The sequence below is a fragment of the Marinobacter sp. SS21 genome, from assembly GCF_028369065.1.
In the GTDB taxonomy this organism is placed as follows: domain Bacteria; phylum Pseudomonadota; class Gammaproteobacteria; order Pseudomonadales; family Oleiphilaceae; genus Marinobacter.
Genome location: NZ_JAQNDA010000016.1, coordinates 1 through 15,137, shown reverse-complemented (window position 1 = coordinate 15,137; position 15,137 = coordinate 1). Strand labels below are relative to the sequence as shown.

The window sequence follows — 15,137 nt, the reverse complement described above, 5'->3', positions numbered from 1 at the left end:
CGGGGCACATTAGTCGTCAAAACGGCCAAATAAAGGGAATTAGTACAAGCGAGACACCCCCCACCAACAAACTCAACGGCACCCCAACCCTCACATAATCCGTAAACCGGTACCGGCCCGGCCCATAAACCATCAGGTTGGTTTGATACCCAAGGGGCGTGATAAAGCTGGCCGATGCGGCCACCATGACGGCGATGGCAAAAGGCAGGAAGTTAACCCCAAGTTGCTCCGAGAGTGCCAATGCAATGGGGAACATCAGTACGGCAGCGGCATTGTTGGTGATCACTTCGGTAAAACTGGCGGTTAACAGGTAAACGATCGCCAGAGCCAGCCACGGCGACAGCTCTCCACTCGCCAGCAGGCCTCCTGCTACCCACTCTGCCGCCCCGGTCACCGTCATCGCATTGCCAAGGGCAAAAGACGCGGCAATCACCACCAATATCGGCAAATCGACACTGCGTCGGGCACGACTGGCGGTAATACACCCAGTGGCGATCATCAACCCGGCAGCCACAAAGGCCGCCTCCATGATTTGCAACAGTCCGGAGGCACTAAGCACCACCATCAACCCCAGTACGCCCAAGGCAATGGGTGCCTTACTAAAATCCGGAGGCGTGGAATCGTTCAGTGCGCTCACCAGAAGGAAGTCTCGCCGGAACCGGTACTGCTCCACAAACTGATGGCTCGCCTCCAATAAAAGCGTGTCGCCCATTTTGAAGCAAATATCGCCCAGCTTACCCGGCACCCGCTTCCCTTCCCGGGAAACGGACAGGATCACTGCATTGAACCGCGTACGAAACCGGCTGTCCCGTATGGACTTGCCCAGAGCGGGAAACTCCTGCCCCAACACCACTTCCACCAAACAACGCTGATGATTGGCGATGTCCAGCTTGTGGACGTTGGCATCCACAGGCTTGAGCCCGTGAATACGGCGCAGCTCAGTGGCGCACTCCGGCGCGCCCACAAAATACAGCTTATCGCCGGGTTGAAGCATCCGGTCCGGTTCCACTGCGGTGATCAGCCGCCCTCCGCGGTCAATCTCGGTGAGATAGCCGTAATTCAAGGCCCGCAGGCCCGCTTGCGCCACCGTCTTCCCCACCAGCGGGCCGGGGCTGACCACCTCCACTTCCACGCCGTATTCGCGAACAAGGTTCAGCTCCTCATTCACCCCGCCTCGGTCCGGGAGCAGGCGGGACGCAAACATCACCAGATAACAACCACCCACAATCAACAGGGGTACGCCAACCCACGCCAGCTCGAACAGCCCGAGGCTGATGCCAAGCCGGGTCTGCAGCATGCCGTCGACCACCAGATTAGTGCTGGTACCGATCAAAGTGCAGGTGCCGCCAAGAATGGCCGCGTAACTCAGGGGAAGCAGCAGTTTTGAGGAGGGAATACCCAGGCGCTGAGCCCAGTCCTGGATGGCGGGGATAAACATGGCGACCACGGCGGTGTTATTCATAAAACCGCTGAGTATGCCGGTGGGTGCCAGCATGCGTAGCTGGGCGCCCTTCTCAGATCTGGGGTGGCCCAGCAGAAGACGGGCGATCCACTGCACGGCTCCCGTCTCTTTTAATCCAGCGGCGACCACGTACAACGTGGCAATCGTGATGACACCGGGGTTGGCGAACCCCGCTAGCGCCTCCCCTGGCGTGAGCACACCAATCACCAGTAGAAAGGCCAACGCCGCCATGAGCACCAAATCGGCAGAGACCTTGGTCAGTACCAGGCTGCCGAGAACCAAAAACAGCGTACACAGCGTTACTAAAGCTTCCCAGGCCATAACGCTAGCTCTGACCGGTGGGCTCGGAGATCAAGCCGCGCTCCTGCAGGTAACCGACAATAATCTCCACACAGTCCATCACCGACATTGAGGACGTATCTAACCGTATCTCAGGACGCTCCGGCTTCTCATAGGGGGACGTGAGGCCAGTAAACTCCTTGATCTCACCGGACCGGGCCTTTGCATAGAGCCCTTTGGGATCCCGTTCCTCACAGGCCTCCAGGGGCGTATCCAAAAACACTTCGATGAATTCACCCGCCGGAAACAGGTTGCGAACCATCCGGCGGTCACTGCTGAACGGTGAGATAAAGGCACTTACAACAATCAGGCCCGCGTCGGTGAACAGCTTGCTCACCTCACCGATCCGTCGAATGTTTTCGACCCGATCCTCATCGGAGAACCCAAGATCCTGGTTCAAGCCATGGCGAACGTTATCACCGTCTAGCAAAAAGGTGTGGTAACCGCGCTCGTACAGCGCCACATCCACTGCGTTGGCAATGGTGGATTTGCCCGAGCCGCTCAAACCAGTGAACCACAGCAAGCAAGGCTTCTGCTTCTTACATGTCGCCCGTTCAGCCCGGGTTACTTTGTGGGTATGCCAAACTACGTTCTTATCCAAAATGCCTCTTCCTTAATGCTGAGCCTAAAACCCTGCTTGAATTATCCATTCATTTAATCGGGATTGTGTGAATTATCAACCCTTCTGATCTCTCAGAGTCCCAACAACGTCCTTTAAGAGCTGCCATTAGCGAATTTAGACTGCGACTCTAAAGAGCTCCTGCCCGCGCTAAAACGTCCATTCCGAACTAATGCCAATCGGCCTGCTAAAGGTAGGAACCCACTGGTAGCCGTCGCCATTATGCTGATTTGAACCGCCAAACCGCCAAAGTATTAAAACCAAGCCGCCGCTTAACCCAATACACGGCTAACAAATTCTGTGCACCAACCGCCAGGGCGGTTGAGAGCGCAGCTCCCACCGCGCCATAGAGGGGCACGAGGATAAAGGTAATGGCCACACTCACCGGCGCGACGATCAACAGCGTGTTTCGGAGGTCTTTCTCGTGGCCGGACATGGTGAGCAGGTAACCAACAGACCCGGTCACCACATTTACAAACTGCCCCACCGCCAACACCTGCAGCAAGTGGCTACCGCCGGCAAAGCCTTCCCCAAACAGGCCCATCAGGACCTCGGGAAAAATCAGCATCACCGCCAATACGGGGGTTGCCCCCAAGACCATCAAGCGCACCGCCGTTAACGCCATGTTGCGCACCCCGTCCAGATCCCCCCCCGCATGGAGTGCCGCAAAACGGGGAGCGACCACCATGTTCACTGCCATCAGGATAAAACTGACCAGCATGGCGGTGCGCTGGGCAACGGCTAACTGAGCTATTTGGTCGGGCGGGAGATAGGCGCCGCCGACGAACTGGCCTGTCCATTGGATGAGCTGGCTCATGACCAGCACGATCCACAGGGGCCACGCGGATTCAAACATCGAGCGCAAGGAAATGTCATAACTGCTACGATCGGCCTGCCCCCTCGTTCTGATATGCCAGTAAACTAGGAAGCCCCCCAAGACAAAATAAGAACCTATGGTGTAAGCCAACGCAGCCTGAGATCCCAATGAGAAACCGAAAAACCAAACCGCTACAATCAAGGCAATGTTGGCAGCCACGTTCATGGCAATGATGGCAGAAGAAACCCGCCCGAATCCTTGCAAGCTTTGGGCAATCAGCCAAAGCAAGGCAAGGGAGACTACCGACGGCGAGATTGCCAAAAGAACAGGGCCGAATTCCGGTTTGTTGAACAACGCAGTCGCCAGAAATTCAGCCCCGAAACCCAAGCAAGCGGCAGCACCCGCTGAGGCACCAAGCGTCACTGCTGCCCCTCGCATAAACACAAATCGAACCGCTCTCAGATCACCATTGGAATTTGCGGCTGCCGTGTGACGAAGTACCACATTATCAAAACCGCAACGAGTGACCGCACTGATAAATATAATTACCGTGAATCCCAAGAAAAAATAACCGCTTTGCTCCGGCCCCAAAGTTCGGGCTAGAACCAGGCTCATGACAAAAGCGGCAACGGCGCCTAGCCCTTTCACCGAGAAAGCCAATAAACTTTGGAACAGTACGCCGTTAGTCTTGAAATGCATGCGCTTCACTTGCCAGTACCAAATTCACAGAAAGTCACTGGGACAGCACCTTTCTGCACACAGGCAAGAGCGCATTACGCCAATTCCCGGAAGAAACCGACGCTTTGCTCATAAGTCGTTGGCCATCAAGTACCGAATAGGCCGGCCGGCTCGCTGGGGTAGGAAATTCTGTAGATGGAATAGGAGTGAGCTGCGGTGCCGCAAACTCATCGGAGAGTTCCGTGCAAGTTTCAAAGATCGCACAAGCGAAATCAAACCAGGTGCACGCTTCGCCACCTGAAAAATGGTAAACCCCATTTCCCGGAAATGTCTCGGATAATTGGATCAGCGCGACCGCAAGATCTCCAGCGTAAGTTGGCGTCCCTGTCTGGTCATTCACAATGGAAAGACTCTCTCGCTCCCCGGCAAGCCTCATCATCGTCTTAAGAAAGTTATGGCCATACTCGCTGAATACCCAGGCCGTACGAACAATCGCATGTTGTACAGCCAACTGTGCTGCTCGCTCACCTGCTAGCTTACTGGCTCCATAAACCCCCGAAGGGTTCACAGGATCGGTCTCTCTATAGGGCCGATTTGAAAGGCCATCAAAAACATAGTCCGTAGACACATGCACCAGCAAGGCTTCCACCTTGTTCGCTGCACTCGCCAGGTTTTCCACGGCAAGCGCGTTGACCGCCCAAGCTGTGTCAGCATCAGCTTCAGCTTTGTCCACTGCTGTGTAAGCAGCGGCATTAATAATCACATCGGGCTGCAGCTTAACGATTCGCTTCATTACAGTTTCAGAGTCTGTAATGTCGAGATCATTTCGGCTCAGGGAGAACACAGAATGAGAGGTGCAAAACAATTGGTCCTTTAAGCAACGGCCCAGCTGCCCTTCGGCTCCAGTGATCACGACCTTCATGATTCGAGAAACTCCCGAAACGACGGTGCGCTTGCATCTTTCTCAGAGAGCTTCACATCCAAGCCCTCTGGCCATTCGATTGCCAGCTCAGGATCGTTCCAGCGGATAGCGCCCTCATCGGTTGGGTCATAATAGTCCGTGCACTTGTATTCAAAGTCCGCCACTTCGCTAACTACCACAAAACCGTGAGCGAAACCGGGCGGCACCCAGAACTGACGTTTATTTTCTTCACTCAGGTATACGCCTTCCCACTGGCCAAAGGTGGGAGAATCCCGACGCAAGTCCAAGGCAACATCAAAAACTTCACCACTCACCACCCTAACCAGCTTGCCCTGGGGTTTCGTTACCTGAAAATGCAAGCCCCGAAGTACCCCTTTGGCCGAGCGGGAGTGATTATCCTGAACAAACGGAAACTCTATACCGGCCAACTCTGCATAGCGGGCGGCTTGAAAGGTTTCCAAAAAAAAGCCTCGATGATCCCCATACACCTTCGGCTCGATGATAACGCAGTCGTTCAAGCCAGTTGGTATCACCTTCATGCGAGCTCTCCAACCAGCCGTAAAAGGTACTGACCGTATCCCGTTTTAGCCAACGCATCGCCCCGCGCTGCCATCTCATCGACACTCAGCCAGCCCTTGTTAAACGCAATTTCCTCCAAACAGGCAACTTTCAGCCCTTGTCGATGCTCTACTGTCTGAACAAAGTGGCCGGCCTCAATCAAGGAATCATGCGTCCCGGTATCCAGCCAGGCAAACCCTCGCCCCAGAAGTGAGACGTTCAAATCACCCCGTTCCAGATACGCTAAATTCACATCCGTAATCTCGAGCTCACCTCGGGCGGATGGTTTAACCGAACGTGCAATGTCGATCACATCGTTATCGTAAAAATAAAGGCCGGTGACCGCGTAGTTAGATTTCGGCTGTTTAGGCTTCTCTTCGATACTCAGAACCTGCCCTTCCCCGTTGAACTCAACCACACCAAAACGTTCCGGGTCAGTAACATGGTAACCAAACACCGTGGCGCCTTTATCAAGGCTGGTCGCTTGCAAGAGTTTTTCCGAAAAGTGTTGGCCGTAGAAAATGTTGTCTCCAAGCACCAAGCACACGTTATCATTGCCAATGAATTCCGCACCAATAATGAAAGCCTGAGCCAGCCCATCGGGGCTTGGCTGAACCGCATATTCGATGTTGATGCCAAACTGCGCCCCATCCCCCAACATGCGCTGGAACGAGGGCATGTCATCAGGCGTGGAAATCACCAAGACGTCGCGAATGCCGGACAACATCAACACCGACAAGGGGTAGTAGATCATTGGCTTGTCATAAATAGGGAGTAACTGTTTGGAAACCCCCATGGTGATGGGATGCAAACGCGTTCCAGAGCCGCCAGCCAGAATGATTCCTTTGTACTTACTCATAGTCTTTGCTTCCTTTCGTTTACTGCTTGCCCAACCGATTCAATTGATAATCACCAGAGAGCACCCGGCTCCACCAGGTTTCATTGCTCAGGTACCATTGCACCGTTTTGCGAAGTCCTGACTCGAAAGTTTCCTCGGGAACCCAATCCAGGTCATCTTTGATCTTTGCGGCATCTATGGCATAGCGCACATCGTGACCCGGGCGGTCGTCCACAAAGGTGATCAAGTCCCGGTACCGGGCCACGCCCTCTGGTTTTTGCGGTGCCAGCTCTTCGAGCAGCTGACATAGCGTTTCCACTACCTCCAGATTCTTTTTCTCGTTGTGGCCACCGATGTTGTAGGTTTCCCCCAGCTTGCCGCGGGTGGCCACCTCCACCAGCGCTCTGGCATGGTCTTCTACATACAGCCAATCCCGGATCTGACTGCCGTCACCATACACTGGCAAAGGTTTACCGTGCAGTGCATTCAGAATCATGTGCGGGATCAACTTCTCTGGGAAATGATAGGGCCCATAGTTGTTGGAGCAGTTGGTGACCACAACGGGCAGGCCATAGGTCCGTCCCCATGCCCTGACAAAGTGATCAGACGCCGCCTTACTTGCCGAGTACGGGGAACTGGGCGCATAGGGCGTTTCCTCGGTAAAGAGGTCGTCGGTGCCGTGCAAATCACCATACACCTCATCCGTTGAAACGTGGTGGAAGCGGAAATCGTGCCGACGCGTCCCTTCCAACTGCTTCCAATAGGAAAGTGATGCCTGCAGCAGATTGAATGTCCCGAGCACATTGGTTTTAACGAAATCGTCCGGACCGTCAATGGAACGGTCTACATGGCTCTCCGCCGCAAGGTGCATGACAACGTCCGGTTGGTGTTTTGAAAAAACAGCTACCAATGCCTTGGGATCGCAAATATCGACCCGTTCAAAGGCATACCCTGAATCATTGCTAACAGGCGACAGCGAGTCCAAATTTCCGGCGTAAGTTAACGCGTCAACATTCACCACTTCGCCAAGTTCATTGCCAATGATATGGCGAACCACCGCGCTGCCAATAAAGCCTGCGCCTCCGGTTATTAAAAACTTCATGTTGCCTCCCTCGGATAGTGCTCAAGCAGCAGATTCTCATACTGAGCCAGGATTTCATCCCATTGAAAGTTCGAACTGAAATTGCCCTGTGTTGCATTTTTCAAGTCTTCAACAAGCTCATCTTCCTGAAAAAAATGATCAAATGCCTTGCTGACATCGTTAACACTTGAGAAGTAAAGTGCTCCATCTTTCGCTACCCAACGATTAAACGGATTGTCATGGGCCAGAATCGCATTGCCGGCGCCTATGGCCTCCACCAAAGAAGGGTTGGTGCCACCAACCTGATGGCCGTGTACATAGCACCGGGCAAAAAAACGAATGGCACTCACCTTGGCGACATCGTAAATGCCCCCCGTAAATACCACTTCATCAGAGGCAAGGTCTTTGATCTGTTGGTGGTAAGGGTTACCGGTTTCGTAGTTCCCTAAAACCACGAGTTTTTTTCCCCGTTGTTTTTCTGAGAACCCACTGACAATTTCAAGTATGGAGTTCTCCGGCTCCGGCCTGGCGATTACAACTGCATAGCCATCGGGCTGCAAATCATATTCTTCGAGATAACTTACATCGGCATCGCCAACTTCTAAGCCGCCGTATGGAATCATAGTGATTTTTCCGCGGTTGACCCGCGTGGCCAAATGATCCTCAATGCGAGGATGGTCCGCCACTAGGTGGTTTCCAAACCAGCAACCGAAACGTTCATTCAGCCAGAACCAGGCCTTGGCGATGGCACCCCACTTTTGACGCTTCCACTCTATGCCATCCATGTTGATGACGTTTCGTTTACCCCACAAACGGTGCAGCAGATTGAAGATAGCGGTGTTATACCCGAGCGTCAGGAAAACGCCACGATTCCGTAAAGAATGTAAAGTGGCTTTGAGGTCGAAAATAATTGTGCCTAATGGCCCAGTGTTCTTTACGGGGATGTGTACCCTATTTATCCCCTCCCATTGAGACTCATAAATAGGACCGATACCATCTTCTTGACAATAAACGGTAATATTCCAGCCCTTGTCTTTGAGATAGCGGCAAAGGTACTCAGCGAAGGTTTCAAAACCGCCATGGGAAGCGGGTACGCCCCTTATACCCAGGATAGTCAAGCTCTTATAGTACATAGCTTTGTTGACTCATATAGTGCGAAAATTTTGGTTCGATCTCTGTTCGCGCTCCAAGCCTCGGCCTGAGCTTATGCGGAGGATAAAACCTACCGCCACATAAAAAGGAGTGTTCTCGTCTTTGTAACACACGCAAGCTACCTAAACCTTTTATTAAATACTATTATCATTGAAACCATAATTAAAAATAGGAATACTAGTGCAGGACAATGGTTATACGAATTATATTGGGCCTTAGAGAAATGCATCAGAATTCAAAAGTTGAGCCCTATTAGTTATCCATTCCGATTATAAACGCTAAGATGTTGTTTACCAATGTCATTCCAGTCGTGCGCAACCGCCATAGTTCTAACTGCCGAACTAGATATCGACTCTCTATCATTTTCTAACGCTTCTATTATTTTTCCAGAAAGGGAGCTATGTGAACCGGGCTCAAAAAGATACCCATTTAATCCGTCCTTGATTACTTCCTTCATGGGCTCTAATGCCGACGCTACAGGAACACAACCATAAGACATAGCCATCAATAAGACACCACTTTGATAAATCTTCCGGTAAGGTAGGACAACACAACTCGCTACGTTATAATAGTCATCAACTAAGTTGTCGGGTATATACCTAATATGCTTAACTACTGAGGCGTCGATTCCCTCTTCAACTATCAACTTTTGATAACTTTTAAACGAATCTTTCCATTCCTTTCCCGCAATTAAAAGAATCGCATTTGGATATTTCTCAAGCACCGCACCCATCGCACGGATTAGTATATCCAAACCCTTTACTTTTTTAATCTGTCCAAAAAAAAGGATAAATTGGGATTCTTCAGATAGCCCAAGATTATTCGCGGACTCCGCTCTATTCTTACTGTTCACAACGTCGAGATAATTACCATGTGGAATTTTAGTAATCCGTTTTTCAATATTCTCTTTTCGAAATATCCTATCGAGCTCAGCCCTAGAGTAATTATTATGGACAATAAGTTCCGAGCAAAGCTTAAAAATAGTTCTCTGCCATATACTCATAGCCTCCGAACTAAATGCTTCTACGTCATGAACAGTAGAAACAATTTTTATTTTTGAGGCTCGAATCACTAAACAAGTAAAAAGCTCCAGGAGACTATATTGAAAAAAATGCAAATGACAAAGTCGTCCGCCATTACGACGTATGTGACTTACACTCTTAACCAACCCCTTAACGTATCGAGCTGCGCGAACTAGTTTATGCTCCTGTCCATAAATTTCCCTAAAGGGTTTAACAATCGTAATCCCTGGCACTGAGGTGTCTTTCGTCTCATCGCAAGTAAACAAAGTAATTTCAGCACCACAGGCCTTTAGTCCATATGCAAGGCCATTATTATAGTAATTCATACCTCCATGACCGCCAACCGGCTCAATAATAAAGACCTTCATGTATCGGCTCTCCAATGCGAAAGATCCCTACCAATAAGCTCACCAGTTTTTAATATATCGTCATTAAAAATACTGTAAAGTTCATCCTGAAGAAAATCCGACATCTCGGGCTTATCAGCATTAGAGAAAATTCGTTTCTTTATAAGGTCAGATACGCTCTTAGGCATTAATTTTTGGAAAGCCCGCCTCAAGACTCCAATTTTATAGAGTTGAGCAACAATGAAGGAGCTCGGTTCTTTGTACGAATTATGCTGTTTGTAACTATGAAGCTCTGGCAAAAATTCTAAGCCAAGAAAATCACAGAGTGAGCTAAGAAGCTTCTCTCCATCAACGGCTAAGTCTTCGTCCAGGGCGACAAACACATTCTCACTTCCAAACAGGTCAATGTAGCGTTTTATCTGGTCATGATACAAACCAACCAACACATATTGTTGATAGTAGAGGCCAAGCCCATCTCGATTTTCCAAGATAGATTCTAGTGAATAATTACAGTAACCGAGTCTTTGATCCATCAGGAAGTGCGAAAACGCCCTTTCTGCAGGGTCTCGAATCATTATTATTATTTTTGCATCTGGATTATGCGCCTTAATCCTTCGGGCTGTTTCGGAATAAAAAAGATAAGAAACACTTGCCTCTCCGAGTAACTGACTAGAATACGCACCTGCGAAAACCTTTTCATATTCCGATTTAGTTTTAATTATCTTCTCATCATAAAATAAATTTTGTGAGAGTATTTCCTCTGAAGAGAAAAAGTTTGTCTCCTTGGGAAAGCTCATAAAAATATCAGGATGCTTATCAAGATAACGATGGAGCGAAGTCGTTGCGCACTTAGGGGCACCGACTATAAAGAAGTTAACTTTAGAAAAACTCTTCACAAATCAGCAACCTCTTATTATGACCAAATAGTTTTTAAAAGAAAGACAAAGTTACTACTTTTAACCAAGCACATTAAAATCATTTTATTAATAAAGATACACCTTGAACCCTAAATAATATAAAGCGAGCAAAGCCATGACCGAAGATAATTATTATTACTAACCCAAGCTATACCAAGGCCTAGCTGAGACAAACACGCCTTATTTGTGCGCTGACGGGTAAGGCAAATATTCTAGAACCACTTCCAAACGTTGAAATTTTAACCATTTGAGTGGAATGTTTTTTCGATGCTCGCTATCCCGAGAAGTGAAATTTCCCATTTCATAACCTTAACTTCTGTCAGCCGTTCTTTATTAAACCAAAGCGATCGAAATCTGGGAGTTGATATATGGTAAGAATACAGTTAATTGTCACCTTTTGGCCAAAGCAAATCTTTTCCACAGCGATAATTATTCGTTCGGCCGTACCTTGGTATAATTTTGGCCTATCTTTCGAACCATTACCTCTCCTGCCTATAATCCCTAACAGCATTAAAGGCACTTTTGATCGCATCTAATCGACCTCGAGCTATCCATTGAGTGCATTTCACCCCAAGAAAAAACGGAAAGAACATAAAAAATTTGAATCTATTCAAACCAATGGCATGCATATTCATGTTAAGTAGGCAGTTCTTAAAGCCATGGTAAACAAAAAATGTTAAATTCGGATTATTTGAATCATATCTTGAAACAAATTCATTTCTTCCTTTCTGGCTACCCTGTCCAATGTGCGATATCACAGCGTCAGGCTCATACCAAATTTTCCAACCTTTTTCCTGAACTCTTAGGGAAAGCTCAAGGTCTTCTTCGTACATAAAGAAACGCTCATCAAATCCTCTAACATCGCAAAGGATCTTTTTTCTAAGCATCATCGCACAACCACTGGCAAACGAAACATGCCGTGCTTTCATTGCTAAAGGGGAATCAGCGGGGCCTAGCATACCCGGCACTCTACCTGCTCCTCGCCGCCAATCGACTTCGCCACCTCCATACCAAAGTTTGGCCTCATCTTCGGCTAGCAAAATACGTGATGTCGCAATACCGGCTTCGGGATGCGCATCCATTGCCGATTCAAGCGTTTCTATAGTGTCTGATCTGATTTTCGCATCATTATTCAGAATTAAGATAAACTCAAAATCCAAATTCCTGACAGCCCATTCAATCCCTACATTATTACCGCGCCCGAAACCTAGATTCTTTGGTGCTCTAATCATATGAACTTCAGAAAATGAACCCATGAGCTTAACTAAGTTAGGATCATCAGGGGTATTGTCCACAACAATGACTTGGACTGGTGTGTTAGAGGCACGTAAAGACTCTAAGCAATCCGAAGTATCTCTTGCGTTATTAAAATTAACGGTTATAACACAAGTTCTAGGTTTCATTATGAGCGCCCGATAGTTATTGAATTAGCCTTTGAATTTGGCTGAAACAGCTTTATTTCTTTATAGATTAGAGCTAGCAGCATTACAAAGAATAAGCCAATCTCCAAATGATGAACGAAATGACCTGTAATTAAGGAGTGAATCAAAAAGAATAAAATATAGCCTTTAATTGCGTCCAGAAACGGCATATGAGTCCGTTCCGATACTCTCGAAGAAAAATACCACGCAAAATAAAACTGCAGCAAGTAAGCAAATAGCCCAATAATGCCATAAATAAAAACAACTCCTATAACACCTATGTCAGAGGGGTAGAAGTATTCCCCCATCACACCTTCATAACCGCCTTTCCATTTATGGCTTACAATACCGTTGCCGAACAAAGGATTCTTCTCTATATACGGGATAGCTACCCGGGTTTCAATAATTCGTGCATTAGCGGAGAAGTCACTCGTCATCTCCTGGCTAAAAAGCACAGTAAATGCACTGGAAAACCTATCACCGAGATTTAAGACATTATTACCATTAACATAGTATAAGCTAGCTAGTATAATAGACAGTGCAATTATAATCTTCGGGAAAAATGCTAAAAACCTTTCCGCTTTACTCCACTTAAATATAAAAAAGGCCGAAGCTAGAATAGATGAAACAATAAGAGTTCGACCCTCATCTAATATAACCAAGTACAACATGAATAACGAGGCAAAGAACCAAGCCCTAGCATTCCTCTTCCGGAACCCAACAAACGCGTAATAAAGAAGACCAAAAATTATGAAATCGGCTTTTAACCTAAACTCGTAACCAGCATTCTCGCTTCCACTAACAAATCCTTTCCCTGCATCTACAAACAACGTTGGGTCTACAAAAATTTGAAGAGCAGTGAATGTCACCAGTAACAACCACGATAGAAACACAAACGTTCGCTCAACAACATCTAAGGTGATGTATTCCCTATAAACCATCAATAGCAACATTAGCGAACTAATACTTAGAAAAGTATTTCTCTGAGCCAATAACCCATATAGTATTGGTTGTCCAAACTCAACCCAAGCAGTCAAGCTACCTAGCAAAGGAACAAATAATAATATTGCCAAAATATAAACTTCATAATATGTAATTCGATGACTAGAAGCTTTAAATGGGATATATACAAGAAAAGCGAATAATAACAAAACCCCTATCCAAGCCTCGGTCACCATTGTCATGCCAGGCACATATTGTAAAGTCCGAAAGCTCAATATTACAAATATCGCAAAAATGCTGCACTTAAAGTAGCGAACTGGCTTAATTAATCTAAAACTCACAAATATTCCACTCTATTAACCAAGAACAAAAATCAAGATGCTATTTAATATCCTTAACTATTAATCTTAAAATTCGCTACCATTCAGCATCCTATTTCTGCTGCAATACTACTTAAGATCCTAATAACCAACAGATCTTTGTCCGTTCTATTGTAGCCTAAAATTTAAAACGCACTTCAGGAGAACCCTTTTGTAGACTTCATCTTTCTTTCAGGTTCACACTAGAGTTGAGAGAGGGAGTATTTCCAATTAAAACTATGCTTGCACAAATAGATGGTTGCCAATCTAAAAAAGGAAAAGTGGGTCAAAAGAGCGAAAGCAGATTGGGTACAACTATAGAAGCGAAATCAAATAACAGCGTCACTATCTACATTATAACCACTCATTTTACACTTCCAATCATTCAAAGAAAGACCTGTAATCATCATAGTTTGATCCAAATCATTCTCAATTTCTGAAATAATTTTTTTGTCAACTTCGAAGCTTGTAACAGGAGGAATACTGTTTTTTTGGATATTCTTCCGATTAATTCGATCAATAAAAAGAAATATTTTTAACTTTAGATTATCACTAATAACAGCCGAAATAACCTTTCGGGTTATTGATTTATTTTCCCTCAGGTAAATAAAATCGCGCAACCATTCCCACCTTGGAGTTGATGCTTTGTTGCTAGAGTTCGAGGTATTTACTTTTTCTACATCATCTTCCGTACCAATAAAATCACATATTGATTTATAAGTTTCCTTACCATTGTCAGGATCTACAAGATCATCAAACTTGACAAATAGAAACCTTGCATCGGGAAACAAATCAAGATAACGCTGTATCTGGTTAGAATACAAACTTCGCTGTATGTAAGAGAAATGGTCATGTGCGAACTGGTCATGACTGGAGAGTCGTGCACTTTCGGCTTGCAACGCTTCGTCGAAACTGAGATCTTCGAAACCTCTCCGGACGGTCATTAGATATTGAGAATAGGCACGCTCAAGTGGGTTGCGCAGTATGATCACGAACGTTTTAACATTGGTTTTTTGTTTTATTCTTGCAGGGGCTAATGACGAGTACAAATATTCAGGATCAATCTCTCCTTTTAACTTTTTTACCTCTTGGGTCTTCGGAAACTGCGCCAAATACCAATCGGCACCCTTTTCGAAGCGATTGTCATGACTAAAAAAATGTGTTTCCTTAATTTTAGGGAGGAGAACATCAGAATGTTGCACTAACCATTCATGTAGGGAAGTCGTCCCTGCCTTCTGGGAGCCAAGTACTAGAAAATCTAAAGAAAGGCTTTTTTCCATGTTTATTACCAATCATCTTGCTAATAATTTCAATTCAACCAACTTGAGCTTATATCCAACATATACCCATGGGCATTCAGTAACACCCTTTAAAAACATGAGCGAGATTTTTTCCGTCGTCTCTCGCCATTCGCTAAACACCACTAGTAGTGTTTAGCCGGACAAAAGAAATAAAGCTAAAGGGATATTCCATACTTTAGCGTGATGCCCATTTCGAGTTACCCTACTTCGACCAATCAAGGAAAACACGTTTAACTTATGGAAGCTCTGAATAACCGCTGATTTTTGCCGATCTTGGTTTTAGCCGGCAAAAATCGAAGATTCAGACGCTATTCTCCCGTTATTTGTGTGTTTTTTTGCCCCTCTCCCGCCATCTTGACGGA

At 46.9% G+C, this 15,137-nt stretch carries 13 protein-coding genes; all 13 read right to left on the bottom strand.

The window, feature by feature from the left end:
* Window positions 1-16: 16 nt before the first annotated feature.
* Window positions 17-1,783: an SLC13 family permease gene (locus N6L25_RS16540; RefSeq protein ID WP_271982560.1), complete on the bottom strand. Its 1,767-nt coding sequence runs from the start codon at window positions 1,781-1,783 to the stop codon at window positions 17-19.
* 4 nt (window positions 1,784-1,787) lie between these two features.
* Window positions 1,788-2,402 carry an adenylyl-sulfate kinase gene (gene cysC, locus N6L25_RS16535; protein WP_271982558.1) on the bottom strand — a complete coding sequence of 205 codons (615 nt, stop codon included), beginning with the start codon at window positions 2,400-2,402 and terminating at the stop codon, window positions 1,788-1,790.
* 238 nt (window positions 2,403-2,640) lie between these two features.
* Window positions 2,641-3,936 carry an oligosaccharide flippase family protein gene (locus N6L25_RS16530; RefSeq protein ID WP_271982555.1) on the bottom strand — a complete coding sequence of 432 codons (1,296 nt, stop codon included), beginning with the start codon at window positions 3,934-3,936 and terminating at the stop codon, window positions 2,641-2,643.
* A gap of 34 nt (window positions 3,937-3,970) precedes the next feature.
* Window positions 3,971-4,837: a dTDP-4-dehydrorhamnose reductase gene (gene rfbD / locus N6L25_RS16525; RefSeq protein WP_271982552.1), complete on the bottom strand. Its 867-nt coding sequence runs from the start codon at window positions 4,835-4,837 to the stop codon at window positions 3,971-3,973.
* Complete coding sequence (gene rfbC, locus N6L25_RS16520; RefSeq protein WP_271982549.1) at window positions 4,834-5,376, bottom strand: dTDP-4-dehydrorhamnose 3,5-epimerase; 543 nt, start codon at window positions 5,374-5,376, stop codon at window positions 4,834-4,836. The genes rfbD and rfbC overlap by 4 nt, the downstream gene beginning before the upstream one ends.
* Window positions 5,373-6,254 carry a glucose-1-phosphate thymidylyltransferase RfbA gene (gene rfbA, locus N6L25_RS16515; protein ID WP_271982546.1) on the bottom strand — a complete coding sequence of 294 codons (882 nt, stop codon included), beginning with the start codon at window positions 6,252-6,254 and terminating at the stop codon, window positions 5,373-5,375. The genes rfbC and rfbA overlap by 4 nt, the downstream gene beginning before the upstream one ends.
* 19 nt (window positions 6,255-6,273) lie before the next feature.
* A complete protein-coding gene (gene rfbB, locus N6L25_RS16510) occupies window positions 6,274-7,335 on the bottom strand; it encodes a dTDP-glucose 4,6-dehydratase (RefSeq protein WP_271982543.1) in 1,062 nt (353 codons plus the stop codon).
* Window positions 7,332-8,447, bottom strand: coding sequence for a DUF1972 domain-containing protein (locus N6L25_RS16505; protein ID WP_271982540.1), 1,116 nt, complete (start codon window positions 8,445-8,447; stop codon window positions 7,332-7,334). The genes rfbB and N6L25_RS16505 overlap by 4 nt, the downstream gene beginning before the upstream one ends.
* Window positions 8,448-8,722: 275 nt before the next feature.
* Window positions 8,723-9,856, bottom strand: a complete 1,134-nt coding sequence (locus tag N6L25_RS16500; protein ID WP_271982537.1) for a glycosyltransferase family 4 protein — start codon at window positions 9,854-9,856, stop codon at window positions 8,723-8,725.
* Window positions 9,853-10,731 (bottom strand): sulfotransferase family protein, encoded by an 879-nt coding sequence (locus N6L25_RS16495; RefSeq protein WP_271982534.1) that lies wholly within the window; start codon window positions 10,729-10,731, stop codon window positions 9,853-9,855. The genes N6L25_RS16500 and N6L25_RS16495 overlap by 4 nt, the downstream gene beginning before the upstream one ends.
* Before the next feature lie 500 nt (window positions 10,732-11,231).
* Window positions 11,232-12,155, bottom strand: coding sequence for a glycosyltransferase family 2 protein (locus N6L25_RS16490; protein ID WP_271982531.1), 924 nt, complete (start codon window positions 12,153-12,155; stop codon window positions 11,232-11,234).
* Entirely contained in the window at window positions 12,155-13,357 is a 1,203-nt protein-coding gene (locus tag N6L25_RS16485; RefSeq protein WP_271982528.1) for an O-antigen ligase family protein, read from the bottom strand. Before N6L25_RS16485 ends, N6L25_RS16490 begins: the two co-directional genes overlap by 1 nt.
* A gap of 446 nt (window positions 13,358-13,803) precedes the next feature.
* The gene (locus tag N6L25_RS16480) at window positions 13,804-14,754 is read right to left on the bottom strand and encodes a sulfotransferase family protein (RefSeq protein WP_271982525.1); all 951 of its coding nucleotides are present in this window, start codon (window positions 14,752-14,754) and stop codon (window positions 13,804-13,806) included.
* Window positions 14,755-15,137: the final 383 nt, after the last annotated feature.

Coding starts and splice junctions, on each gene's coding strand:
- rfbB (WP_271982543.1), bottom strand. CDS start 7,335: ATGAAGTTTTTAATAACCGGAGGCGCAGGCTTTATTGGCAGCGCGGTG.
- N6L25_RS16540 (WP_271982560.1), bottom strand. CDS start 1,783: ATGGCCTGGGAAGCTTTAGTAACGCTGTGTACGCTGTTTTTGGTTCTC.
- rfbC (WP_271982549.1), bottom strand. CDS start 5,376: ATGAAGGTGATACCAACTGGCTTGAACGACTGCGTTATCATCGAGCCG.
- N6L25_RS16480 (WP_271982525.1), bottom strand. CDS start 14,754: ATGGAAAAAAGCCTTTCTTTAGATTTTCTAGTACTTGGCTCCCAGAAG.
- N6L25_RS16500 (WP_271982537.1), bottom strand. CDS start 9,856: ATGAAGGTCTTTATTATTGAGCCGGTTGGCGGTCATGGAGGTATGAAT.
- N6L25_RS16485 (WP_271982528.1), bottom strand. CDS start 13,357: ATGACAATGGTGACCGAGGCTTGGATAGGGGTTTTGTTATTATTCGCT.
- rfbD (WP_271982552.1), bottom strand. CDS start 4,837: ATGAAGGTCGTGATCACTGGAGCCGAAGGGCAGCTGGGCCGTTGCTTA.
- N6L25_RS16490 (WP_271982531.1), bottom strand. CDS start 12,155: ATGAAACCTAGAACTTGTGTTATAACCGTTAATTTTAATAACGCAAGA.
- N6L25_RS16505 (WP_271982540.1), bottom strand. CDS start 8,447: ATGTACTATAAGAGCTTGACTATCCTGGGTATAAGGGGCGTACCCGCT.
- rfbA (WP_271982546.1), bottom strand. CDS start 6,254: ATGAGTAAGTACAAAGGAATCATTCTGGCTGGCGGCTCTGGAACGCGT.
- N6L25_RS16530 (WP_271982555.1), bottom strand. CDS start 3,936: ATGCATTTCAAGACTAACGGCGTACTGTTCCAAAGTTTATTGGCTTTC.